Origin of the sequence: Microbulbifer sp. JSM ZJ756 (genome assembly GCF_044383805.1) — a bacterium.
Taxonomy (GTDB): Bacteria; Pseudomonadota; Gammaproteobacteria; order Pseudomonadales; family Cellvibrionaceae; genus Microbulbifer; species Microbulbifer zhoushanensis.
Map to the genome: position 1 here is coordinate 1 of NZ_JBISER010000011.1, position 24,943 is coordinate 24,943.

Below are 24,943 nucleotides of genomic sequence, written 5' to 3' on the forward strand. Positions count from 1 at the left end.
CACAACCATCGCGTCCTGGTTGTAATTGTACCGCTTGAAGTTTGGCATGGCGGGATTCCCCTTTTCGACCTGCCAATTCTATCAAAAAACACTATATTTTAAGAGTTTTTCTACAGCCAGAACGCCCACGGCAGGGGCGGATTACCTTATGTACGTTTTGCGCAATAATGGGAGCGAAGCGACCGCGCAAAATGTGCATAAGGTAAGCCGTCCCGCGGAGGCCCGAAGGGCCGGAGCTTCACTGCCCGTGTTTGTTATATGGCCTTAGGTCTCAGCCGACTTCGGTGACAAAAGGGTGAGAACCGCCAGGTACAGCCAGCCGCCAGCCCAACTTAGGCCAAGTACAAGCGCCACCAATGCGCATGCTACTTAAGAACGACCTTGCTTACGTGCCACCCAGAATGCAAGTACCGCGGGGAGCACTGATGTAAACAGAAAGAAGTATGGAAAGAATGCCAAATTCATATTCATTGTTATTCAAATAGTCCTAAAAATTACGAAATTAGCTTAGACATATAACGTTGCCAACAGGGGCGCCTGTAAGGCGTCCCTGCTTGCTTGGCCTTGTTATGCATTGATGCCACGCAATACCCCTTTTCGGTGCGCAAGCCACCCACCTTCTTCTTGTTGCTCAATATATCGGGAAATGGTGTTCTTATCCTCGCCAGGCAGCTCGTTGAGTGCTCTTATGAATAGAGCAATATCAGCCTCATGCTGCGTACCCACTGAATTGGCCAGGCTACACAGAAGCTCGCCTGCCCATTCTGAGCCTCTCTTTATCATTGGCGGCAGTTCTAGAGTTAGCGCTTCTATATATTCCTTGCTCGAGAACTTCCCCAGCGCTGCTTGGGTGGTCTGATAGGCTCCATAATCATCGTCAGACTGCATTGATTGAATTAAAGCCCTAGCAACAGGCAAACCTTCGCTCCCGTCTATTGAATCAAGAAGCTCAATATACCTATTGAATCGATTCTCTCTTTCTGGCCAAGGCACAGACTCATCAGAATCCTGAACAATGTTGCCAGTGAATATCAGCTCTCTAATTAGTGCTTCCATGCTCGCCTATGCATAACAGTTAATTCAAAGGACGCACCCTTCTATCCTCCCCGGCTCTATTTGTCGCGCGAAAATTGTACAGGAAAGAATAAGTCTTTTATTTTCAATGTATTAGAGCGTTGTAGATATCGTTTTGCCGGTAGTTACGGCAACTGAACCTATATCTGCCAGAGTGCTGCGTCTACTGATGTTAAGAGTAACCCTTTCAAAGTCAATCAGTTGCCAGATGTGCGGTGTGGATGCGCGACGTATCTCCTGATCCCCGCCTTGACGGCGTCTAATCGGCCATATGCTGTACAAATAAACAGTTAAGTGGCTGCATCATGGACGATATCCGCCATCATATACCCCCCGAGAGCCGCGAACGGCTTGTGCCCCGGTTGCGCCTGTTGATCAGGCGTATCGGGCTTTCCTATTCCACCGAGCAGACTTACGTACACTGGGTAAAGCGGTTTATCCGTTTTCACCAGTTGCGTCATCCCGAAGACATGGGGGCAGCGGAGGTGGAGGATTTTCTCGGCCACCTGGCGGTGGATGCGCACTGTTCGGTGAATACGCAACGGGTTGCGCTTAATGCCATGGTATTCCTTTACCGGCGCTTCCTGGGTCGGGAGCTGGAGTTGTTGCGCTATCGATCGGCGCGGCAGTCGAGGCGCTTGCCGGTGGTATACGGTGCAGCGGAAGTCGCCGCGATTCTTGAACAGCTGGAGGGTGTGTTCCGGTTGCAGGTGGAGCTGATGTACGGCAGCGGGCTGCGCAGTGCAGAGTTGCTGTCCCTGCGGGTGATGGATATCGATTTCGCCCGCCACAACATCTTTGTGCGGGCCGGCAAGGGTGGCAAGGATCGCACAACACTGTTGCCCGCATCCCTGGTCCCGCGCCTGCAGCAACAGATCCGCCGGGTCGGGCGGTTGCATGCCCAGGACCTGGACGATGGCTATGGTGCGGTCTACCTGCCGGATGCCCTTGCCCGGCAGTATCCCTCCGCCGCCACGGATCCCGGGTGGCAATACCTGTTCCCCGCGCGGGAACTCAAGCTCGATCCCGCTGCCGGGGTGATGCGTCGCCACCATATGCATGCGTCCACGCTGACCAGTCAGGTTCGTAATGCGGTGCGCCGGGCCGGTATTCACAAGCCCGGCCGCAACCATGCGTTTCGCCACAGCTTTGCCACCCGCTTGCTGGAATCCGGGTGCGACCTGCGCACGATCCAGGAGTTGCTCGGCCATTCTGATATCAGGACAACGGAAATCTACACCCATGTGGTCGATAGGGCTGGCAGTGGTGTGGTGAGCCCGGTAGACCGGCTGGGATGACATGCCCGGGGCCGTCGCGGGGTGAGGCCTGCTGCCTACTGGACGTGCTGCCCCCACGGGGTTGCGGTGGTTTGTATTGCACCCGGGGTCGCGCCCGGGCACAGCGGGCGTATGTTATGGGCTGCCCTGGCTACAGCCAGCCAGTCGTAGGCATCATCGTCGGCAAAGTAGTAATAGACGCTGTTATTGGGTAGCAGCAGTACCACCACGCCACCATAACCCGTCATATACGGTATCCATACTTCGCTCTCGCATCCCTCGAGGTTTTCACCAATCTCCAGTCCCCAGAAGCCATTGTTGTAGTGGCTGCCCGGGCCCAGCTCCGGGCCCCGGTCGGCCGGGTCTTGCTGGCGCGCGGCAGCCAGTTGCTGGGGGTGAAGCAGGCTGTTGTTGGCGTCGTTGAAGAAGCGGGCGATTTTGGCGATATCGTCCCGCAACCAGTAGAGGCCCCAGCCGGTAAAGGGCTGCCGTCTCTGGTCGTAAGTGCGGCGAGTATGGGCGGCGGTGGCGCTGAGGCCCAGCGGGGCCAGCAGGTCCCGGTACAGGAGGTCGGTAAAAATATCGCTGTTCGGTCCCTCATGCTGGCGCAGCAGGGTATTCATGGCGGTGCCGAGGATATAGGTATCGGAAGTGTGGTAGGCCCAGTCGGTACCGGGTTCTCCCTTGCGCGGGTAGTAGCTGCAGCTGTAGTGGATTTTTTCCCGGTGGCTGGTGGACAGGAACAGGCCGTCGGTATGTTCCGCCTGTTCGTCCTCCATAAACCCCGCCTGCGTAAAGTTGCCGCTTGCCATATCGAGCAGGTCATTGAGGCTGACACCCTGCCAGTTTTCACTGGCGGCACATTCCGGCACCAGCCCGGCGACCGGTTTCTGGAAGCTGCCGGGGTATCTACGTTCCAGCCGCATCAGGGCGCCGCCGGCAAAGACCGACTTGGCCACGGAATAGGACGGCACCACCAGTGAATCGCAGTAGGGGTACTGGCCCTGGCGGGTCTGGCAGCCGCCGGTGTAGTGAATGCCGTCGATTACATAGCCCACCAGCGACAGGGCGGCCGGGTCCTTGCCTGCGGGTGTGGAGAATGCCCGGTGGTCGCTACCGGGGAAGTCCTTGCCCAGTTCCGCCAGTGGTTTTACCCGCAGCCGTCGCCGTATTTCCGCCCGGTAGTCACGGATATGCAGGTCCGCTCCCGGAATTTCAGCTCGCGTATAAGTGGCTGCGAGTTTTCCCCACAGGTCCATCTGGTAGTAGGCACAGGTCTCCCCGGCGATCTGGTAGGCAGCATCCGAGATGTCACCGTTATCCCGGAAGAGGAAAGTCATCACGCCGTTGTGAATACAGTTGGCATTTCTCTCCTGTAATGCGAAGGGCAAGGCTACCCGGCTGTAACCGCGATCGCCCTGCTCATCCCATACGCGCCCGGGGGCCAGGATAAACTCCCAGTCCGGGTGGGCGCCGGCAACTGAACCGCGCTCCAGCGGAAAAATGTGGCTGCCGCTCTGTACCAGCTCGAAATCGAACTCGGGCAGGTGCTTGCGCGGGGCGTCGCGATCACCGGTGTAGCCGAAGCGGTCGCGGTGCTTGCGGAAGTTGCCACCGGTAGCTTCGCCAGATAATTGCAGCCTGCCCGTGAAGTGATTGCCGGGCGGGGCTGCATTGTCAGGAACCGCATAGTGACGGTAATCCAGCAGGGGCAGTGGAGTGTTGCCTTCAACAAGGGTGGAAAAGCGGAGTTGCGTGCGCTGGACTTCACCACTGGCTTCCGGCCTGTTGCCATACTCTCCGGCAGCATAGGAAATTGCGCCGGGGTGGCAGGTTATCGCCAGCAGAAGCACCCACCAGCAGGTCGGGCGCAGGCTGGAATACGTTTTTGGCGAGGCAGGAACCATGCGCGGCCTGTTCGGGCATTGGTGCGGAAGGGCAGCGACGCGACCCCGGTCCCCGGAGGGGAAAGTCTCCGGTACTTCGACCCGGGGCTGCGTGCTGCAGGACACAGAGCACCGACAGGCTGCCTCAATTTACAGGGTTTTGTTAGCGCCAGCTGCGTGATTGTTATTGGGCCAGTTGCATTTTTGGTCATTGGTAACCGGGCTGAAACTTGCGCAATCTGCGGCTTTAGGGGCATTATCGTTACAGGAAACTTGCCCGCAACGCCGCGATTCTGGCGGCGTCGGCACAGCAGAATAATAACTCCATGGCGGAATCACTTATCGTGCTGGACCCGCAGGCCGACAAGGGGCTGCAGGCACAGATACGCGAAAAAATCATTCAGGGTATCCTCTCCGGCAGTATTCCTGCCGGTCACCGGATGCCGTCATCGCGCCGTATGGCGGAGCAGCTGGCGGTTGCCCGCAACACCGTGGTGCTGGCCTACCAGCAGCTGGTCGATGACGGTTTCCTGGTGACCCGTGAGCGCAGTGGTTTCTATGTCAGTGAAACCGTGCAGGCCCAGGGGGTTATCAGCCCCGGCGATGCCACTGTGCCGGGCGAAGGCTCCGAGCCGGACCGGGCCTTCTGGCGCGAGCGGTGTAACCCGGTTTCCGTCAGCCGGCGGGCGCTCAGGTCCCGCCCGGCCAACTGGCTCCAGTATCCCTTCCCGTTTGTCAGCAACGAGTATGACCCACGACTGTTCCCGGGCGCCGAATGGCGTGAGTGCACCCGGGATATCTATACCGGTCGCGAGGTTGCCCAGTGGGCCACCCTCGGCGGCAACGAGGATGACCGGCAACTGGTCGAGCAGATCTGTACACGGTTGCTGCCGCGGCGCGGGATCTATGTGGATCCGGGCCAGGTGCTGCTGGCCAGCGACCTGCACCAGGCCTGTTACCTGATTGGCGAGCTGTTTATGGGAGCCGGGCGCAGTCTGGCCATGGTACTGCCCGGTTGCAGTGAAACCGAGGAGATTTTCCGCCGCACCGGGGTGCGCCTGCTGGGGTTGGCGCAGGACCGTGACGGACCCAACCCGGGATCGCAACTGACAGGCAGCGACTGCTGGTTCCTGCAACCCAATGCCCACAACCCCACTGCCGTGACCACCAGCCTCGAGCGGCGGCGCAAGTTGCTGGCACAGGCAAACGAGCAGGGCGCAGTGGTTATCGAGAATGACTGCGAGCACGAGTTCTGCTACCACGGCAATCCGTTGCCGCCCCTGAAGAGTCTCGGTGGCGGCGAGTCGGTCATCTACCTCTACCAGTTCCCCCGGGTCATAGACCCGGGCATGCAGCTGGCCTTTGTGGTGGCGCCCAAGCCAGTGATCCAGAGATTGCGGGCCCTGCGCTATACCCTGCGCGAGCGGATCCCGGCCATCAACCAGCGGCTGCTGGCCAAGTTCGTGGCCTCCGGTCACCTGGACGCCGCCACCTTCCGCATTACCCGGCAACTCAGGGAACGCTGGACCGCGCTGGGCGAGGCCCTGATGCACCACCTGCCCAAGCTGCTGGTGCGTCGTGCCAGTTGTGGCACGGCCTGCTGGCTGGAACTGCCGGATAGTATCGACGCGGAGCAGCTGCAGAAGCAGGCAGAGCAGCAGGGCCTGTTGCTGGAGGTGGTGCGGGAGTTCAATGCCCTGCGGATCGGGTTTTCGGCCATCGAGGCTGACCGCATCGAGGGCGGTATCAGCATCCTCGCGCAATTGATCAATGGTGAGCTGTCGCAAAACGAGGAAACCCTGGACAACGCCACCGGCAGGCACCTGTCCGCCGCGGATATCCAGGCGGAATTCCCGGGGGCGATTATCCTGGGCACCAATACGCTGGGTGAGTCCTACCGGATCCAGGTTTTGGCCGACGGTACCCTGCAGGGTTATTCACGCAATGATGTCGACGTGGATGAGACCGATACCGGTCGCTGGTGGCTGGACGGGGACATGTGGGTGCGCCAGTGGCGCACTTGGTCCTACGGCCGCAAGGCCGCTTTCCATGTGGTGGCGGAGGAACACCGGATCAAGTGGTTCAGTGAAGAGGGCCAGCTGATCGATACCGGTATCCTGGCCCAGCAGTAACCCCTGTCGGCAGCCAAGGGCCGATACAAGATCGGCCCCTACGGGTGGGGATTTCCAGGTGTAGGGGCGCACCTCGTGTGCGCCCAGGCCGGAGGGTCCTGGTGGCTGGGCCGATACAAGATCGGCCCCTACGGGTGAGGATTTTCAGGTGTAGGGGCGCACCTTGTGTGCGCCCGAGCTACGCGGAACCAGAGGAGTCAGGCATGGATGCCCGACGTCGCCGACTGCGTTTACGGGACTATGATTATTCCCGCGCTGGTGCTTATTTCATCACGATCTGTACCCAGGATCGACGCTGCCTCTTTGCCGATATTGCAACTGAGGGCCTGCCGTTGCTTGCCGCGGGCCGAATGATCTGGGATCACTGGCTGGGGTTACCAGAGCGGTTCCCCGGCCTGGAACTGGATGAGTTTGTGGTAATGCCCAATCACGTACACGGCATTTTTCTGTTTCCCGCTGGAGAGTCGGGTGACAAGAGCCCGGTGGCATTTACCGTGAGCAGGGTCATCCAGGCTTTTAAGTCATTTACCACCAACAGCTATATTGCCGGTGTCAGGGCTTGTGGCTGGCCCCGATTCGAGAGGCGCCTGTGGCAGCGCAGTTTCTTCGATCGCATCATCCGCGATGAATCAGAATTCTCGTTTGTACGTGAATATATCCAGAATAATCCTGCCAAATGGGAGCTGGATAGTCTGTATATTGAGCCCTGAAAGGAAACGGGCGGACACAAGGTCCGCCCCTACGGGTGGGAATTTCCAAATGTAGGGGCGCACCTTGTGTGCGCCCGGGCCCGGAAGGGCCTGGTGTTTGGGCCGATACGAGATCGGCCCCTGCGGATGGGAATTTCCTGATGTAGGGGCGCACCTCGTGTGCGCCCTGGTCTGGAAAAACCTGGTGTTTGGGCCGAAACAAGATCGGTCCCTGCGGGTGGGGATTTAAGGTGGAGGGGGCGCACCTTGTGTGCGCCCGGGGCCCGGTTCACGCGCGATCAAGTCGTGCGGCCGATGGCAATGCCGCCATGCACAGCACGATCATCACACAGGCAATGCCCACCAGCTGGGTATAGCTGCCCCCCGCCGATACAAAGTGCCCTGCTACCAGGGGCCCGCAGGCCAGCCCCATCTTGGAGGCAAAACCGCCGAACGCCCCCATCTGCCCGGCGGTATCAAACCGTGAAGCCATGGTGAGCAGGTAGGGCACGCAGAAAGCCCAGGTCATGCCGGTGGCAATATTGGCCAGGATAAATACCAGCGGAATATCACTGAAGGCGAACATGGCCAGCCCCAGCAGGGTAATCACCAGGGCGATCCCCAGGGGCGTCGCCAGAGCAAAACGCTGGCCGGTATAGGCGGCCAGGGCCGCGCCGCCGATGGCAATCAGGTTGGCCCAGAACAGGGTCTGGCTGATGAAGTCCAGCGGCAGGGAAAATGACTTGCCCAGGTCGAAGATAAAGGCGAACAGGGACATGTTGGCGAACTGGAAACAGAACAGTGCGACCAGCGTAACCAGCATCGGTGTCATGGACGCTTTCTTTTCTGCGATTGCCGTCTCAACTTCAGAATCAGTAGGGAGCAGGCTCTTGTCCGCGTCTTTCGGCAGGGGGTAGTCCGCAACAAACGGCAGCATCGCCAGGGTGATGGCGCTGAAGGTGATCAGGGCATAGAAGGGCACATAGGTGCCATGCTGCTGCACCAGTCCCGGCAGTACCAGCAGGCCGATGGCGCCGCCGGTGTACTGCACCAGTAACACCATGCTGTAGGCACGCCCGGCGATGCCACTGCGGGCAATCGCCGCAAACCCGAGTCCCACCAACGCACCGCCCAGCATTCCATGCACCAGCCGCAGTGGTTTCAGCAGTTCGATGTTCGCCAGGCTGATGGTCAGCAGGTCCATGCCGATGGAGCCTGCCAGCAGGCAGGTGGCGGCCAGTTTCCAGCGGGGAATCCGCCGCACCAGCAGCGAAATGGTGAATGCCCCGATAACCGCGCCCACCGTATTGGCAAAGGTGATCTCCCCCGCCTGCGCCGCTGACAGGCCGGCCCCGGCCATCAATGAGTCCACGATCACCGGGAAAATGTTCACATAGTAGAGGCCGGCCGATGACAGGAAGGCCAGTAACAGGCTGGCGATCCAGCCGTCAGCCGCAGCCTTCGGCAGTCCAGTGGGAAGCGGTCCGGTGGCAACGGCTGGTTGCCCCTGCTCGGTGAGGCTATCTGCATTGTGACTCATGGGCTCTCCGGGAAGGGTCTCAGAAAATAGTTATTAGCCCCGGCCTGCTCCGTTATTTCAGGACAGTTCCGGGAAGCCGCTTCCGCCAGCTGACAGTTTACGGCGTTACTGGCCCTAAGCTAACCCATGGCCCGTTCGCCGATAGTGCCAGTCAGCAGCGGGCGATGGGGCCAATGGCACAAAATGGGCCGCTGCGGCCCAATATGGATCCCCTGGCCTCATCCGCGGCCGGAATCTGGACCTATCGACCCTCCTGCGGATTATCCAAGATAAAGCCAGATCCAACGCCCGACCTGAATCGGGCGGTAGAAGCAGGAAACAATCTGGCGATGAAGAACCGAACATTTGGGATCGCGGCCCTCCAGCTACGGCTGGACGAAGCGGACAACCTGGAACTGCTGCTGCAGCGCATCCAGAAAACCAAGCTGCGTTACCCGTGGGTGCAGATGATCGTACTCAGCGAGCTGGCACTGCGGGGCGTGGGTGTACAGCACGCCCGCGAACTGCCCTCGGCGGAAGAGGACGCGCTCTGCCGCAGTGCGCGGGAGCTGGGGGTCTGGCTGGTACCGGGCTCCATGTATGAAAAGAACGGCAGTGCAGTCTACAACACCACTCCGGTGATCAACCCGGAAGGAAAGGTTGTCGGCCGCTACCGCAAGCTCTATCCGTTCCTGCCCTACGAAAAGGGCGTAACGCCCGGGGAAGATTTCCTTGTTTTTGAGGTGCCGGAGGTCGGGTGTTTTGGCGTTTCCATCTGCTATGACATGTGGTTTCCCGAAACCACCCGGGCACTGACCTGGCTGGGGGCGGAGATCATCATCCACCCCACCAAGACCGACACCATCGACCGTGGTGATGAGCTGTCGATTGTGCGGGCGAGTGCGGTCACCAACCAGTGCTACATCGTCGACGTGAATTCTGCCGGGACCCAGGGTGTGGGGCGCTCGATCGTGGTGGGCCCGGAGGGGGAAACCCTGCATGAGGCCTCTGTGGATGAGGAAGTGATCGCGTTCGAGGTGGACCTGGAGAAAGTGACCCGGGTCCGCGAGCGCGGCATGAAGGGGCTGGGCCAGGTACTCAAGAGTTTCCGTGATGGCAGGGTCCGTTTCCCCCAATACGAGGATGGGGCGGCATCACCCGCCTATGGGCGACTCGGGCCATTGAAACTGCCGGAGTAAAAGACGGGAGAAATCCCAAAAATTTTTTAGGCAACAACACCAGGCGGCGCAGTCCGGCCGATACAATAGAGAAAATACAGAGGGAATCATGGACAACAAAGACACCAGGGGTTTCAGCAGGCAACATCTGGCCATGGCGATCGCGGCGGTATCCGCTGGCTGCGCCGTGACATTCAGCCAGGCCACCTTTGCCCAAAATAACGAAGTAATCGAGGAAGTCATCGTTACGGCAACGGCCCGGGAAACAAGGCTCCAGGATGTGCCTTATAACATTTCCGCTGTCTCCGGTGACGATGTCAGTGCGGCGCAGATTACCGACCAGGCCGAGCTGATGCGGAACGTTCCCGGGGTTGCCGTGGTGGACCGAGGCAATCGCAATTCCGGTGTCATCAACGGCATCATGATCCGAGGCCTCAATGTCGACAGTGCCGCACTGGGGGATTATTCCGTGGCCGCGGCGCCGACAGTCTCCACCTATGTAAACAGCACGCCGGTTTACGCCAACTTTATCCTCAAGGACCTTGAGCGGGTGGAAGTCCTGCGCGGGCCCCAGGGCACGCTCTATGGTTCCGGGTCACTCGGCGGTACCGTCAGGTATATCACCCGCAAGCCGGAGATGGATGGCAATTCGGTGGACTTCAGTTCCGGGGTCTCCAGCACAACGGGCTCTGACGGGCTCAATTACTCGGCTGACTCCGTCGTTAACCTGGCACTGTCCGATAGCTTTGCCATTCGTGCCGCCGCTGGCCTTGTGGACAATGCGGGTATTGTCGATTACGTGAATGTGTATCGGCTCGACAGCAATGGCATTCCCACCGCCCCCGAGGGTGTCCTGTCTCCGGAAGCGGAATACCGGAATGTAGAGGATGCCGATACTGTCGAGATCACCTATGCCAAATTTGCGGCATTGTGGCAGCCCACCGACGGCTTTGAATTACTCTTTACCCATATGACCCAGGACGATGAAGTCGGCGGGCGTCGCCAGCAGACCGAGGGCCTGGATGGTTGGGGCAATGCCTATGACGATTATGAGAACGGCTCCATCCAGCTCGAGCCGTCCAGCCGTGAGGCCAGCCTGAACACCCTGGAAACAGAAATTGAGCTGGGCTTTGCCACCCTGACCTCCTCGACTTCCGATTACGATCACAGCGGCGATTCTGTTTCCGAGAATACCGGCTTCTACGCTCAGAATGGCTGGATTGGGGCCTTCTATTACAACTACAACCGGCCCATGGCCTCCGCCGTGCGCCAGTACGAGGATTCGGCCTTTATCCAGGAAGTGCGACTGGTATCCAACGGTTCCGAGAGCCTGGACTGGATCCTGGGTGCCTTCTATATCGACCAGGAGACTTCGGGTGCCCAGCAGAGTTACCTGCGCGGCTATCAGCAGTGGGCCGATACTGCCTGGGGACCGGGCATCGTCGCCAGCGACCAGGACTGGGATTATGCACGGGAAGACAACTTTACCGAGACGGCATTCTACGGTGAGCTCACCTGGCACCTGGATGCCCTGCACCTGACTTTCGGTGCCCGGCAGTTCAGCAATGAATATGAGTCGATGGTGTATATGGACTTCCCCGCCTACGGTTCGGGGGCAATCTTCCCGGTGCTGAATGACAGCCGGGTCACCGAAGATGACGGTGTTCTGTTCAAGGCCAATGCCGCCTACGATATTGCGGACAACATGATGGCCTATGCCACCGTGTCCGAGGGCTACCGTCGCGGTGGTTCCAACGCGGCACCGACCAGCGGTTTCTTTGGCGAGGACCCGTCCTGGGCGCAGTACGAAGCGGATACGGTGATTAACTACGAGGCCGGTATCAAGGGCAGCTTGGGTAGCGTCACCTATACCGCCGCTGCGTTCGCCGTCGACTGGGACAATGTCCAGGTCAATACCGCCACGCCGGTGTGGGGCTTCTTTGCGGTTGCCAATGGCGACCAGGCCAGCACCTCGGGTATAGAACTGGAGCTGCAGGGAGACCTGAGCCAGAGCTTCAGCTACAGCCTGGGTTACGCCTACGTCAATGCGGAGCTGGATGCCGACCTGCTGGCCCCGGGTTACTCGACCCCGCTGGCCAGTGCCGGCACGCGCCTGCCGGGCACCCCGGAGAATACCCTGACCGCCGCACTGGATTACCGGGCGCCGCTGGGCAACGGCGGGCTGGAAATGATCGGGCGTATGGCTGCCTACTACCAGTCCTCCACCATGAACGCCGCCAGTGACAGCGAGCGGTTTGCCGCCGAACTCGATGGCTTCTCCCTGCTGGACGGTCATATCGGCGTTGCCGGCGACTGGTGGACTGCCACCCTGTTCGCCAAGAACCTTACGAATGAGGAAGGTACCACCGGCCTGTTCAAGGAGGAGTATATGGGGACGGACCCGTCGCAACAGTATTACGGCAACGGGGCCAAAAGCTTCCTGGTGCAGCCGCGCACAATCGGTGCCAACCTGAAGGTCAGCTTCTGATTTTCTCCTTGATTGGGTACATTGGGGCGCATTGCGCCCCTTTTTTACGCCAGTAAAGCGAAACACATAGTGAATGCCAGTGAATCCGCAGCCGGAATACACGATGGAATAAAACGAGCCAATCACCTGCTCAGCCAGGGCCGGTTTCGTGAGGCTGATGGGGTTGTCGAACAACTTCGCTACAGCCATGTCGGCAATCTCGAGCTGTTTCCCCTGCAGGTACGCTGCCGGCTGTTCCTGGGGCAGCACCGTGCAGTGCGATCATTGCTGGCGGAATACCGCCATCATGCCGGACAGGATCGCCGGCACCTCGAACAGTGCGCTGAACTCTTTTCGCAGTGCCAGCGGCCCGCAGAAGCCGCGGAAATCTATCGCCGGCTGGCGCAGGCAGGCGACCGCAATGCGCGCTATAACCTGGCCGCAAACCTGCTGGCGCTGGGTGACCTGGAGCAGGCGGAGTCCATCCTCGGGAACCTCGTGCAGGAATCGCCAACCGATGGCCAGGCCCAGCAGGTACTGAGTGGTATCCGCCGCGTATCCCGTGATGCCAGCCATATCCCCACCCTGGAACAGCTGGTTACGCGAAGTGATCTCAGGCTCAATGACCGTATCCAGTTGCACTATGCGCTGGGTAAGGAATACGAGGATGTTGGTGAGTTCGACCGGGCATTCCAGCAGTTCAGCCGGGGGGCGGAGCTGCGTCGTGCGACGATGCGTTATCGCGTTGAGGGTGATCTCGAGGTGCTGCAGCTGATCGCCCGGGAACACGGGCAGCTGGAGGCTGGCGACGCGGATCGGCAGTGTGGTGAGCAGGCGGTTTTTGTCTTCGGCCTGCCCCGCTCGGGCACGACACTGGTGGACCGTATCCTGTCCAGCCACAGCCAGTGTGACAGTTTCGGCGAGATTACCGACCTGCCCCTTTCCCTGATGGTGGCTGCCGGTCGCAGCCTGCCGAAGGAAGAGTTGGTCAGGGCTACCGCACAATGGCCCGCCGGGAAAATTGCCGGCGGCTACCTGGCGCGTCTCGGGCAGTACGATTCACCCGCCCGCAAGCATATCGACAAGACACCGCAAAACTTTCTCTACGCCGGCCTGATCGCGCGCAGCATGCCCGGCGCCACCATGGTCTGGATGGATCGCCACCCGCTGGATGCCTGCTTCGCCATGTACAAGACCCTGTTCCGGATGGGGTATCCGTTCTCCTACAGCCTGCGGGACCTGGCGCGCTACTACATTGCCTACCACCGCTTGCGGGAAACCTGGCAGGAGTCGCTGGCTGGCCGCATACGCTTCCAATCCTACGAGCAGCTGGTGGGGCAATTTGACCGGGAAGCCCCCGCCCTGGTCTCCGCTGCAGGACTTGAATGGGAAACCGCCTGTGGGGAATTCCACCGCAACAGCAGCCCGGTCGCCACCGCCAGTTCGGCCCAGGTGCGCCAGCCGCTGTATACACGCTCGGTGGGCCACTGGCAGCACTACCGCGAGCAGCTGGCACCGCTGGCGGAGGAACTGGAAAATGCGGGTATCGCCGTAGGGTAGGTCCGGCAGGGATAGCCGGGACCCGTACAGTGCCGGGACCCGGTCATGCAGAGTGGGTCAGCGGGACAGGGCGCGGATAAACTCCGGTGCCTGCTCGCGCTGCGCCATGCACAGCTCGATGGTTTCTTCCGTCTGCGCCATGCTGCGCTGGTAACCCGGCGTCAGTGCACTGTGTTGCTCAAACAGTGCCTGAAGCTGGTCCAGCCGGTCGCTGGTGCAGAAGGTGCGGGCAAATGACGGGGTGCGGCGGCGCCACTGGCCCGGAATTTTCTCCACCACGGTGGGGAAGTTATCCCGCAGCCATTGCCAGTGTTGTTCCTGTACCGCCGGTTGTGCCACGGCGGTGGCGATCAGGCCGAAGGCCTCGCGCGGGCCCATTTCCTCACTCACCGCCAGGCGCTGGACATCCTGCACCTGTTCGGGATCGTTGGCCGCGCCGATGGCATTCGCGCTGGCATTCTCAAAGCGCGGGTCATCCAGCTCGCCACGGACCTTCACCAGGTGCGGCAGGAACTCCCGGCCGGCATCCTGTACCGCCACTACCAGGGCCGCTTCATAGAGGTCGGAGTCCAGTGCCGCGGCATCGCGCTCACGCTTGAAGCCGGTAAAGGCAATGGCCTTGTCGGCGAGGGTCTTGCGTGCCTGCGGGTCCTCGGCCACCAGTGCCATAAAGGCCAGCAGCTCGCTGTACAGCAGCTTCTGCTCCGGGGTGTCGCTGCCGGCGGTGCGCTCGAGCACCGGCTGGTAGAGTCCCTGCAGGAAGCGGGTGAAGTCCGGCAGGGCTTTCTCCGGCAGGATGCTGCGACGGTATTTTCCCAGGTACTGCAGCGGCGCAGTGATTACCTGCCGCTGGCTGGCGACAGCGGATTCGCGCACCACGTCGAGCACGGTGGCGATGGGCAGCTCGCCGGCCTCGAAGGCCGCAAAGGCGCTGTCGATAATGGAGAGCTGCTCGGTCGGGGTGAAGTCGGCGAAATTCTTCACCAGTGCCTGCCACTGTTCCCCGGCAAGGTTCCAGCGATAGTAGCCGCTGCCGTCGGCATTGGGCAGCAGCCATTGCGGGCACTGTTCACTCTCCAGCTCGACGGTCTGCTCGCTGTCCGCCAGCATCAGGCACTGGCGGCCCTGGTCGCTGCGCAGGCACAGGGGAATGGTCCACTGCTGGCCGCTCAGCTGGATCGGTGAGCCCAGCGGCTTGTAGCGTCCCTGGCGGATGGTGACCCGGGGCTTGTCGCCGCTGTCACAGTCCAGGTTGACTGTCAGTTCCGGTACGCCTTTCTGCTCGACGAAGCTGCGGAAGGTGTCGGTCAGTTCCGGGGTGTTGGTCTCCTCGCCGATGACACGATAGAAGTCGTCCGAGTCTGCCACGCCGTCGGCAAACGTCTCGATATAGCGGCCCAGGGCGGGGCGGAAACGGTCCGCGCCGAAGTACTGGTCCACCATATGGATCACGCCCAGGCTCTTGGAGTAGGTGATGGAGTCGTAGGCGTTGCGGATATCGTCATTCTTGTCGATGGGTTCGCGAATGGCGCGGGTGCTCGCCAGTGAATCCAGCTGCATGGCGCTGATGGCGCGCACCGCGGCGTTGAGGTCGTGGCCACCCTCGGGCTCAAAGATTGTCAGGGTGAGCGGGGTGCCCCAGGTGGAGAAGCCTTCCTTCAGCCACAGGTCGTCCCACCAGGGCGGGGTGACCAGGTTGCCGAACCACATGTGTGCGATCTCGTGGGCATGCACACCCAGCAGTGCCAGCCGTGCCCCCGGTGCCGGCTCATCCCCTTCCACCAGGATACGCTGCTCGCGGTAGGTAATGGCCGCGGACAGCTCGGTGGCGCCACTGGGCCACTGTGGTGCGGCGATGATGTCCAGTTTCTTGAACGGGTAGGGACGCTGCAGTTCTGTCTCAAATATCTCCAGCATGCGCGGCGTGACATCGAGGATATAGTCCAGGTCATCTCCGCGGCCCTTGCGGGCAAAGCCGCGCAGCGGGATGGGTTCCTTGCGGTACTTGTTAGGCGGGATGGCGTCGCGCTCCACCACATCGAACGGCCCCACTGACAGGGACAGCAGGTAGGTGGGGGTAGGCCGGGTGGTGGCGAAGGTGACTTTTTCCAGCCCCTCGCCCGCCGGTTCGCGCTTCAGTTCCGCGCCATTGCTGATGGCGGCATAACCCTCGGGCACCGTCAGGCTGATATCGAACGGTGCCTTCAGGCCGGGCTCATCGAAGCCCGGCAGGTACTTGCGCGCCTGGATCGACTCGGACTTGGCCAGGGCGTAGGAATCACCCTGTTCCTCCACCTTGAACAGGCCCGACAGGTTGCGATCGAAATCGGCGCTGTAGGCCAGGCTCAGGGTGAATTCGCCGGCAGGCAGCGGCTCGGCGAAGCTGACCCGCACCACGCCACTGTCGAGCACCTGCTGGTAGTCGGCGGCGACCGTCTTTCCGTCGGCAGTGGTGGCGGTGGCCTCACTGACGCGGATGTCCTTGCCGTGCATCCAGATATGGTCGGCGGACTCGTCCAGCTGGATATCGATTTCCACGGTGCCGGAAAAGTCGTCACGGCGCGGGTCCAGCAGCAGGTCGAGGCGGTAGGCGGTGGGGCGGACGCCCTCCGGCAGGCGGCCGTCCGGTGCCTCTTTCTCCGCATCGCCGGAGATCTTCACCAGCTGGGAAGTGGGTGGCTTGCCGCTGGATTCGGCACGCTCGCCGTCCGCGGGCTTTTCTGACGGGCTGCAGGCGGCCAGGGCCAGAAGTGGCACTGCCAGCAGGCTGCGCAGGGTTATCTTTCTCATAAGCTCCCGATGCTTGGCAAAACCGGCATTGTAACGGACCAGCGGCGGCTTGGCCCGTGGCTGGCCAGTGGTCGCCATTGATGGTTGCCGGAACAGCTGGCGCCACATTGCTCAGTAATGTGCCTACGTGTAATTGACGCCATTGCGGCACGCCCGCCGGGCCGTGGTAACGTGGATGCTCTGGGTATCGTGGTAGTGGTTTGCGTGGCTTGTTGATGGCCGCACGCAGGTTTGCAATCAACACAGGGAATCACCATGAATAAGGTCTTCGGTAACTGCATCGCCTTCTCCATCTCGCTGTGCGGGCCAGCCGCAATGGCTGGTGAGCCCACGCCAGCCGATATCGACGCAGTGTTCGCTGCATACGATAGTAAGGAGGCCCCGGGTTGTGCGCTGGGGATTTACCGCGGTGGCGAAATCGCCTATGCCCGCGGCTACGGCATGGCGAATCTGGAGTACGATATTCCGCTTACTCCCGATTCAGTATTCCGGATGGCATCCACATCGAAGCAGTTCGTGGCTACCGCCATTGCGCTGTTACATGAGTCGGGGGATCTCGACCTGGACGATCCGGTCCAGAAATACTTTCCACAAATGCCCGATTACGGCAGCCCGGTGACCCTGCGCCAACTGGTGCATCACACCAGCGGTATTCGCGATTACCTGGACCTCGCCGAGCTTGCCGATATGGGTGACTCGTACAGCACAGAATCAGCATTGCGACTGGTTACCGGGCAACAGGCATTGAACTTCGAGCCGGGGTCACAGCACCTGTATTCAAACTCGGGGTACCTGCTGCTGGCCCAGGTGGTAGAAAAAGTCACAGGACAATCCCTGCGCGAATGGGCTCACGAGAATATGTTCGAGCCGCTGGGTATGGAGCAAACCCACTTCCATGATGATCACACCCACGTTGTCCCGCGCCGGGCCGATGGTTATGCGCCGGGAGAAGACGAGAAATGGCGGATCAGCATGACGCAGCTGGATATGGTGGGGGATGGTGGCCTCTATAGCACCATCGGGGACCTGAAGCGCTGGGATGACAACTTTAGTGAGAACCGGCTCGGAAAGAAGCGGCAGGAGTTGATTCATGAGCTGGAGAAACCGGGTCGCCTGGAAAATGGTGAGGAGCTGGATTACGCCTTTGGCCTTTTTGTCGACGAGTTTCACGGTGCGCGGGAAGTGGCCCACGGGGGGACTTTCGTGGGCTTTCGTACGGAAATTGCCCGTTACCCGGGGGCCGACCTGGGCCTGGCAGTGCTCTGCAATCGCGCCGATGCCGACCCGAGGTCCCTGGCGAGGCAGGTCGCTGCACTCTACCTGGCAGAGAAGCGAGCCACAGGAAGCCGGGCGCCATCTCCGGTGCAAGCGGATGGTAAATCTCCCGCTGCCGTAAAACGGTTCAAGGACACTGACGAAAAGTTGCAGCAATATGCCGGCCATTACTGGCATGAGGATAAAATGATGGTGCAGGGTTCCATCACTGAAGAAGATGGGGATTATTACCTTGTATTCAGTGGCTGGGGCCGTTTCCAGCTGGATCCGGGCTCAGCTAGCAGTTTCCGTGCCTCAATTTTCGGCTCTCCCGCACAGGTGTCATTCACGGGCGCCGCCATGAAAGTGGCAATCCAGGGGTGGACCGAGATGGAGTTCGAGCGCTATGCCCCGGATTCTTTCGACACCGGGGAGATCAAGGCACTGGCCGGGAACTATTACAGCCCGGAGCTGGATCACTTCCAGCGACTTGAGCAAACCGGTGACCAGCTGGTAGCAAGGCGACGAACGGGGGATGAGAAGCTTTTGCCGGTGCCTGGTGATCGTTTTATCAGTGGGCGCGCAGTGATCGAATTCGAGCGCGATGCCAGGGGACGTGTCGTCGGGTTCTCAGCCAGTACTGAACGGGTGAAAAACCTGAAATACAAGCGTCTCTGATTCACCGTGCGAACCGGGGCGAATGGCCAGGAGCGCCGCGCAGCGGACCCGGCTATGCCCCGGGAGTTGCCATCACTTCCGGGGCAACTGGATCCCGGCCTGCCCGGGGTAACGAATCGCTGGGCGGAATCCCTGTGCTACCGGTCACCCGAGTGCCACGCGGAATATTGCCGGGTGGAAATGGCCTACAGCACGGGCACACTCAGCCTGGACACACGGCTGCCGCGGTAGGGAATCTCGACGGTGTAATTGCGGTCGTCGAGTTTCTGGTACAGCAGGCCCTCGGTGTCGATGGCCAGTGACAGGAAATGGCCGGCGGGCAGGTCGTAGCTGGTGGTGAAGAAGTCCACTTCCACCCGTTGCTCCTGGCCCACCTCCAGGCCCCGCAGGGTGATTGGTGCGTGGGTGACCAGCCGTCCCAGGCCGAGCATGTCGGTGTCGTAGAGGTGCAGGTGCAATTGCACGTCCGGTTTGCTGGGGCGGATCCAGAGCTCCAGGCTGGGGGTGCCGCGGATTCTCATTTTGCGCCACTGGATCGGCGAGTGGTATTCGATCGCGTGGTAACCGTTGATCCCCAGCATGTTGGTGTACACCGGGATACCCAGGCCCTCAAGTGCATCCGAGACCAGCGGGATACCGGTGCCGGCCCTGGTGTCGGCACCACCGTGGAACTCATTGCGCCAGCTCCAGCCGCCGTAGGCGTAACCCTTGAGGTCACCACTGTCGAGATAGCCGTAGCGCGGGTGCAGGTACCACTGCTGGCGCTGGTTGGTCACCGGGAAATCCTCGAATTGCTCCAGCCGGTTGTCGATGCGCACGGTCATATCCACCCGTGGTTCGCTGTCGATGCCATTGGCCGCACCCCTGAGATAGCGATCGAACCAGCGGAATGTGGTCTGCCAGATATGGCCGTTGTTGCCGCCCAGGAACTCGGTGATGGCGTGGGTGCCCGGGTTTAACAGCAGTTTTTTCGGGCCCTCGAGCAGCGTATACAGGTCAGTCATGCTGTTGGGCTTGAACAGGTAATCGGCGAAATTATTCGACATCAGCACCGCGGTGCCGTTGTCGTTCAGCGCGTCCACCATGGCGAGGGCCGAGCGCGCGGCACCGAATTCGCGTACACCATCGATGTTGACCCCGTTGCGCAGGTCCGACCAGACGTTGTCCACCACCGGCTCGCGGTGAAAGGCGGTGTTGACAAGCAGGGACCCCCAGACCAGGTTGACGGTCTCGTTGGGATACAGGGCCTCGACCACATCGGCCCAGCCGGATAGCGCCGCCACGGCATCCACGCGCGGATCGGCGGCAGCGGTCAGCAACGAGATGCCGGCGCCATAGGAAATACCCGAGAGCGCCAGCTTGCCCACCGGGTAATTGGCTTCCAGCCAGTCGATCAGTACCCGGGTGTCGCGGATACTGTTGTCCCCGGCAACATCCACCAGCCCGCCGGACTTGCCGAAGCCGCGGGTGGAGTAACTCATCACCAGGTAACCGTCTTCCGCCAGCGCCTCGGCCTGCAGCAGGTATTCGTTCTTGTCCAGCACCCAGCTGTTGGTGAACAGCACGGTGGGGTAGCCACCGGGCGGGGGCGCGCTATCCGGCACAAACAGGTTGGCATCCAGCTCGGTGCCATCAAAAGTGGTGATATCCAGGTCGGGAATAAACTGTGGCGCAGCCAGGCACTGGAACGACAGCAGCGCCCCGCCCAGCAGCCCCAGCAGGGGAGTGGTTTTCATAGATATCTCTCTCATCATCGCAAATTATTATTAGTTATCGTGACCGCTTTATTTTTATGGGTCACATGGAGACTTTAGCGCTGATTCGCAGCTTTTAGGGGTGCCTTGGCGGCAGTTTGCGAGCAGGTTCACCTGACTGGCGGTTCTATCTGCGAGTTTGGCGGCCAGGGCTGACCGGGAGTCGTTCCCGGGTCCCAATCAATCCGACGGATGCCCGGTTCTGGTCTAAAATTGTTCTTTTTTTGATCAATGAAAACCGGTAGGGTGTGAGGCTGTTATTCCCGCCACGGAGGGCCCGAGTAAAACTCACCAAGTGGCCAGAACTATGTTCCATCGCACACTCGCCCTGTTGGTAATATTTTCCAGTTTCGTGTTGTCCGCTTGCAGCGCCCAGCACAACCTGGGGGAGGAGACCTGGTACCAGGTAGACAGCACCAACTTCCGGATTGTCACCAATGGTGATCCGGAGGCAGTGGAAACCCTGGCGCGCGACCTGGAGCGCTATCGCGCGGTCGCCCTGAAGCTGCTGGGGACCGAGGGCGCCCGCCAGGAGCAGCACAAGCTTACTATTTACGCCACCGCTGACCGCCAGACCTACGCCGGCCTGGTTGGCCCGGAGCTGGCGGAAATGACCAATGGCCTGTTCGATACCACGGCCCAGGGCAGCTATGCGCTGGTAAACCTGGATGGCCGTACCGGCGAGCGCCAGCTGCAGGCGCGGGAATTCCTGTTCCACGAATACACCCACTTCCTCAGCTATAACCGCAACACCACGCACTACCCCTACTGGTACAGCGAGGGCTTTGCCGAGTTCATGTCCACCATGACATTCCCGACCCCGGGCCGTTACAAGCTGGGTGCCGTGCCGGAAGAGCGGGCCATGACGCTGATTTACACCAGCCCCATGCCGCTCGAGGAATTGCTGCGTGCCACGGTCATCAACACCCCCGATGAGGAGAAGCCGCGCGTGTACGCCAGTGGCTGGATGCTGGCCCACTGGCTGATCATGGAGAGCGGCAAGGTGGACCAGTTCCGGGATTACGTGCGGGCCTACAACAACGGTGCCGACCCGGTGGAGTCCCTCACCAGCACCTTCGGCGTCAAACTGGAAGACGTTCAGGAACGCTATGCGCAGCTGTTCCAGGAAGGCGAGTTTGAGATGGTGAGTGGCATTGTGCCGAAGGAGTTCCGCGAGGTGTCACCCGGCGTGCAGCAGCTCTCGCCGCAGCGTGCCATCGCCGAGGTGGGGCACTTCCTGGTGCTGTCCGGCTATAACCTGGGTGGACTGGGTTCCCTGCTGCAGTATGCGCACGCCAACGGCCTGATGAGCGCGGAGCTGATATCCGTACAGGCAGATGCGGAAACCCGTATGGGTAACTACGAGGCCGCCGAAGAACTGCTGGCCTCGGTGCCGCTGCAGGACCGCAGCCAGTTCCGCTACCAGAATGTGGACGCCTGGCTGGGACTGACCCGGCAGGCCAACACTCCCGGGGCGGAGCGCGACCGGGAAGAACTGAAGAAGGTACGCGACAAGTTCGTGTACCTCGTCAACAACGATGAAGACACGGCCTCCCACTGGTACGGCCTGGCGATGAGCATGCAGATGCTGGACTACCCGCAGGAGAAGTACATGGAGATGCTGGAGCAGGCTTACCTGCGCGCTCCGCGCCAGGTGCACATTGCCCAGTGGCTGGCCCAGGAGCTCTACAACAAGCGCGATGCCGAGTACTTCGCGCGCGTGGCACAGCCGCTGCTGATGGAACTGGATGATGAGGAACAGCACCAGCAGATGAAGCTGATGCTGGCGGAAATGAAGGCCGAGCAGGAGCCCGGCGTCAAGGCCCGGGTCAACAAGACCCTCGCCAGCAAGGAGCGTTCGGGCAACGAGAATAACGAGGGCTGACGCCTTTCCGCCCGTGCAGCCAGGAAGCCCCCTCCGTCCGGAGGGGGCTTTTTTATGGGGCGGGATTAAATCGTGGCCCCGCCGGCGGCATCCAGTGACTCGCCGGAACCGGTGTGGTGCTCGGCGGTGGTGGGATCGATGATATTGCGGACTTCCGCCACCGAGTCGGCGGGGAAGCCACCCATCTCTGCGTGCTTGAGGATGGATTCCCGATCGGGCGCGATATACACGCAGTACACCTTGTCATCGGTGACATAACTCTGCACCCACTGCACCTGGGGCCCCAGCTGGTGCAGCACATCGCAGGATTTCTGTGAAATTCCCGCCAGCTCCTGCTGGGTGAGCTTGCCGGCATCGGGGATTTCCCGCTCGATAACAAATTTAGGCATAACCTTTCTCCCTGCTTGTACCCCTTGCTCCATTGACTTTGTCTCTCCCGGGCGAGACATCCGCCGGGTATTCCCGAGAGCAGAACTATAGTCGCGGACGCGCTACTGAGGGTGACCGGTAGGGAAATTTACCGCAGAAATCCACCGTTGCCCGGTGGCTGCCCCAGCGGCGCTATAAATGGCTAAAAACTCGCGGCGGATACTGGCTACAGGTTTCCAGGGGGGACAGCACGCCGCAATCGCTCGGGCCGAGGTGCTCAGCGTGGGGCGGTCCCGGGCGGGTTAAGGCTGTTCTCCTGCAGGTGATCGCACGCTATAGCAGGCTACCTGTGAGGTTGGTGGCAATTGCTGGTAACCGGCCGGAGCCATTGCCTGCGGGTGATAATCGCGAACTAGTGCGAAGATGCATGGTCGTAGCGTCTGGAGCGTCGCGGAGTTACCCAGCTCGCCGGGGCTGCTGCCGGGTTTGTGGTGACAGCGTGGCGGGCTGATTGGATAATTTGGTCTTGGCGGGGTGCGCGCAGTAACCCCGGTAGTGAGTCAGGCCTGGCATATGATTAGTTTACAAGATTGGCGCAATGGCGCCGGCATTTTTGCGCACGGCGACTGGCCGGTGGTGACGCGCACCGGTGGCAATCCCGCGGGACCGGCGCTGTTGATGATCCACGGTTTTCCCACCTCTTCCTGGGACTGGAACCGGCTCTGGGATGCGCTGGCTGCAAATTTCAGCCTCTATACGCTGGATATGCTCGGCTTTGGTGATTCACCCAAGCCCCGGAGGTTTCGCTACCGTATCGCAGACCAGGCCGACCTGCTCGAGTCCTGGCTGAACCTGCAGGGTGTGGGTGAGTACCATATCCTCGCCCACGATTATGGTGATACGGTGGCCCAGGAACTGCTGGCACGGGATGCCGAGCGCCGGGCCGGTGTGCGTCCGGAGGATGATACCGGCCTGCGCATTGCCAGTGCCTGCCTGTTAAATGGCGGGTTGTTTCCCGAGAGTCATCGTGCAGCGGGAATCCAGAAACTGCTGCTATCGCCCCTGGGGCCACTGGTGGCGCGCTACAGTAACCGGGACAGGCTGGCGGAGAACATGCAGCGTATTTTCGGCCCGCAGACCCAGCCCAGTGAAGAGGAAATCGATAATTTCTGGAAGCTGCTGCAGTGGCGGGGCGGACGGCGGGTGATGCACCGGCTGATTCGCTATATGCCCGAGCGCAAGCGCCACCGGGCACGCTGGGTGGGTGCCCTGTGTGAAACACAGGTGCCAATAAAACTGATCAATGGCCTGCACGACCCCATTTCCGGTGCGCACATGGTGGATCGCTATCGGCAACTGGTTCCCGAACCGGACATTACCGGGCTCGAGGGAATCGGCCACTACCCACAGCTGGAGGCGCCGCAAGCAGTACTGGATGCGTTTCGGGCCTTTATGCACCGGCATGATTTCGCCCGCTATCCGGCCCAGGTCCTGGCCGGCGCCTGACCGGTGAAGCCGGGTAACTGAATTGAACTGAAACGGAGGCACCGATGGACTGGTTCAGCCGTCACTGGAAGCTGCTGCTGGTAGGCGCAGTGATCGCCGGCATGGTCGCGCTGCAGTGGCTGGGGCGGCGCGGGGAGAATCGTATAGCACCGCCTGGACCTGATTCCGCAGCAAAGACTATCGAGGGCCAGCAAAGTCCGGCCCGTTTTGTCGGTGCTGGTGCCGCAGGACGAAACCCGGCTGCGGCACCTTCCAGCGATGCCGCATCCACAGCGGTAACGGCTAGTGATATCGAGTCGCAGCAGCGTGCCTTCAAGGACTGGATGGCGGAGCGCGGCTTTTACTCTGCCGCTGACCTCCAGGCCTATGCCAGTTACGACCTGGCAACACTGCAGCAACTTGCCGCGGGTGGTGACCTGTTGGCAAACACGGTGCTGTATTCGCGCTATGTGAGGGATGGCGCGGAGGAAGCAGCCCTGGAGACCGCGTATAACGGTGCGGTAATGGGTTCCCTGCTGGACCTGCGTAACCTGGCCGGGCCACACCTGGGGCGGGCGCGGGAGTTCCGCGACAGCAACGGGCCAGCCACCGAGCGCGAGTTGCTGGATGTGCTCACCTGGTACCAGGTGGCACTCATGCGCGGTGACCAGTGGGCCCTGCGCGATGGGCTGCGTATGATTGAGGAATACGACCTGCAACTCGATGAGGGTGAGTTGCGGGTAATCGAGGGTCGTGCCGCGGCCATTTACGAGGGGCTGGAAAATGCGCGCATGGAGCGTGGCCTGGCACCCTTCGACAACAGTGCCCTGCCGGTGCAGTTTGTGGAATTTGGCGACGAACCCCCGTCAGGCTGGGGGCGTAGCTATTACCAGCAATTCAATTCTGGCGCGCAAAATAACGCCGATTGACCGGTCTTTTGCGCCCT

General features: G+C 60.8%; 16 protein-coding genes. 10 read left to right on the forward strand and 6 right to left on the reverse strand.

Translation table 11 applies throughout. From position 1 onward, the window contains the following. Nucleotides 1–567: 567 nt before the first annotated feature. A complete protein-coding gene (locus ACH6CX_RS16135) occupies nucleotides 568–1,056 on the reverse strand; it encodes a hypothetical protein (protein WP_233006650.1) in 489 nt (162 codons plus the stop codon). Between the two features lie 323 nt (nucleotides 1,057–1,379). On the opposite strand from ACH6CX_RS16135, the gene ACH6CX_RS16140 reads away from it, so the two are divergent. Further along, entirely contained in the window at nucleotides 1,380–2,372 is a 993-nt protein-coding gene (locus ACH6CX_RS16140) for an integron integrase (protein WP_396675897.1), read from the forward strand. A gap of 35 nt (nucleotides 2,373–2,407) precedes the next feature. Here ACH6CX_RS16140 and ACH6CX_RS16145 read toward each other — a convergent pair whose 3' ends face one another. Next, entirely contained in the window at nucleotides 2,408–4,258 is a 1,851-nt protein-coding gene (locus ACH6CX_RS16145; protein WP_396675899.1) for a serine hydrolase, read from the reverse strand. A 305-nt stretch (nucleotides 4,259–4,563) separates the two neighbouring features. On the opposite strand from ACH6CX_RS16145, the gene ACH6CX_RS16150 reads away from it, so the two are divergent. Continuing rightward, the gene (locus tag ACH6CX_RS16150; protein ID WP_396675901.1) at nucleotides 4,564–6,369 is read left to right on the forward strand and encodes a PLP-dependent aminotransferase family protein; all 1,806 of its coding nucleotides are present in this window, start codon (nucleotides 4,564–4,566) and stop codon (nucleotides 6,367–6,369) included. Nucleotides 6,370–6,572: 203 nt separating this feature from the next. Next, the gene (locus ACH6CX_RS16155; RefSeq protein ID WP_233006646.1) at nucleotides 6,573–7,079 is read left to right on the forward strand and encodes a transposase; all 507 of its coding nucleotides are present in this window, start codon (nucleotides 6,573–6,575) and stop codon (nucleotides 7,077–7,079) included. Between the two features lie 268 nt (nucleotides 7,080–7,347). On the opposite strand, the gene ACH6CX_RS16160 is transcribed toward ACH6CX_RS16155, so the two are convergent. Continuing rightward, nucleotides 7,348–8,598 carry an MFS transporter gene (locus tag ACH6CX_RS16160; RefSeq protein WP_334079259.1) on the reverse strand — a complete coding sequence of 417 codons (1,251 nt, stop codon included), beginning with the start codon at nucleotides 8,596–8,598 and terminating at the stop codon, nucleotides 7,348–7,350. Nucleotides 8,599–8,927: 329 nt separating this feature from the next. Between ACH6CX_RS16160 and ACH6CX_RS16165 the strand changes: the two genes are divergently transcribed. The 3 genes from ACH6CX_RS16165 (at nucleotide 8,928) to ACH6CX_RS16175 (ending at nucleotide 13,782) form a co-directional block, all read left to right on the forward strand. Further along, complete coding sequence (locus ACH6CX_RS16165) at nucleotides 8,928–9,776, forward strand: carbon-nitrogen hydrolase family protein (RefSeq protein WP_233006644.1); 849 nt, start codon at nucleotides 8,928–8,930, stop codon at nucleotides 9,774–9,776. Nucleotides 9,777–9,864: 88 nt separating this feature from the next. Continuing rightward, nucleotides 9,865–12,243 (forward strand): TonB-dependent receptor, encoded by a 2,379-nt coding sequence (locus tag ACH6CX_RS16170; RefSeq protein WP_396675904.1) that lies wholly within the window; start codon nucleotides 9,865–9,867, stop codon nucleotides 12,241–12,243. A 69-nt stretch (nucleotides 12,244–12,312) separates the two neighbouring features. Continuing rightward, nucleotides 12,313–13,782 (forward strand): sulfotransferase, encoded by a 1,470-nt coding sequence (locus tag ACH6CX_RS16175; protein ID WP_396675906.1) that lies wholly within the window; start codon nucleotides 12,313–12,315, stop codon nucleotides 13,780–13,782. A 57-nt stretch (nucleotides 13,783–13,839) separates the two neighbouring features. Here ACH6CX_RS16175 and ACH6CX_RS16180 read toward each other — a convergent pair whose 3' ends face one another. Further along, a complete protein-coding gene (locus ACH6CX_RS16180; RefSeq protein ID WP_396675908.1) occupies nucleotides 13,840–16,572 on the reverse strand; it encodes a M1 family aminopeptidase in 2,733 nt (910 codons plus the stop codon). Between the two features lie 255 nt (nucleotides 16,573–16,827). Between ACH6CX_RS16180 and ACH6CX_RS16185 the strand changes: the two genes are divergently transcribed. Beyond that, nucleotides 16,828–18,504, forward strand: coding sequence for a serine hydrolase domain-containing protein (locus tag ACH6CX_RS16185; protein ID WP_334079255.1), 1,677 nt, complete (start codon nucleotides 16,828–16,830; stop codon nucleotides 18,502–18,504). A 185-nt stretch (nucleotides 18,505–18,689) separates the two neighbouring features. On the opposite strand, the gene ACH6CX_RS16190 is transcribed toward ACH6CX_RS16185, so the two are convergent. Beyond that, the gene (locus tag ACH6CX_RS16190; RefSeq protein WP_237063116.1) at nucleotides 18,690–20,240 is read right to left on the reverse strand and encodes an alpha/beta fold hydrolase; all 1,551 of its coding nucleotides are present in this window, start codon (nucleotides 20,238–20,240) and stop codon (nucleotides 18,690–18,692) included. 325 nt (nucleotides 20,241–20,565) lie between these two features. Here ACH6CX_RS16190 and ACH6CX_RS16195 point away from each other — a divergent pair, with 325 nt between their 5' ends. Next, nucleotides 20,566–22,143 (forward strand): hypothetical protein, encoded by a 1,578-nt coding sequence (locus ACH6CX_RS16195; RefSeq protein ID WP_396675910.1) that lies wholly within the window; start codon nucleotides 20,566–20,568, stop codon nucleotides 22,141–22,143. A 65-nt stretch (nucleotides 22,144–22,208) separates the two neighbouring features. On the opposite strand, the gene ACH6CX_RS16200 is transcribed toward ACH6CX_RS16195, so the two are convergent. Then, nucleotides 22,209–22,532: a DUF4242 domain-containing protein gene (locus ACH6CX_RS16200; protein WP_233006637.1), complete on the reverse strand. Its 324-nt coding sequence runs from the start codon at nucleotides 22,530–22,532 to the stop codon at nucleotides 22,209–22,211. Nucleotides 22,533–23,085: 553 nt separating this feature from the next. Here ACH6CX_RS16200 and ACH6CX_RS16205 point away from each other — a divergent pair. Both ACH6CX_RS16205 and ACH6CX_RS16210 read left to right on the forward strand, forming a co-directional pair. Next, complete coding sequence (locus ACH6CX_RS16205) at nucleotides 23,086–24,018, forward strand: alpha/beta fold hydrolase (protein WP_233006636.1); 933 nt, start codon at nucleotides 23,086–23,088, stop codon at nucleotides 24,016–24,018. 44 nt (nucleotides 24,019–24,062) lie between these two features. Continuing rightward, entirely contained in the window at nucleotides 24,063–24,926 is an 864-nt protein-coding gene (locus ACH6CX_RS16210; protein WP_233006635.1) for a hypothetical protein, read from the forward strand. Nucleotides 24,927–24,943: the final 17 nt, after the last annotated feature.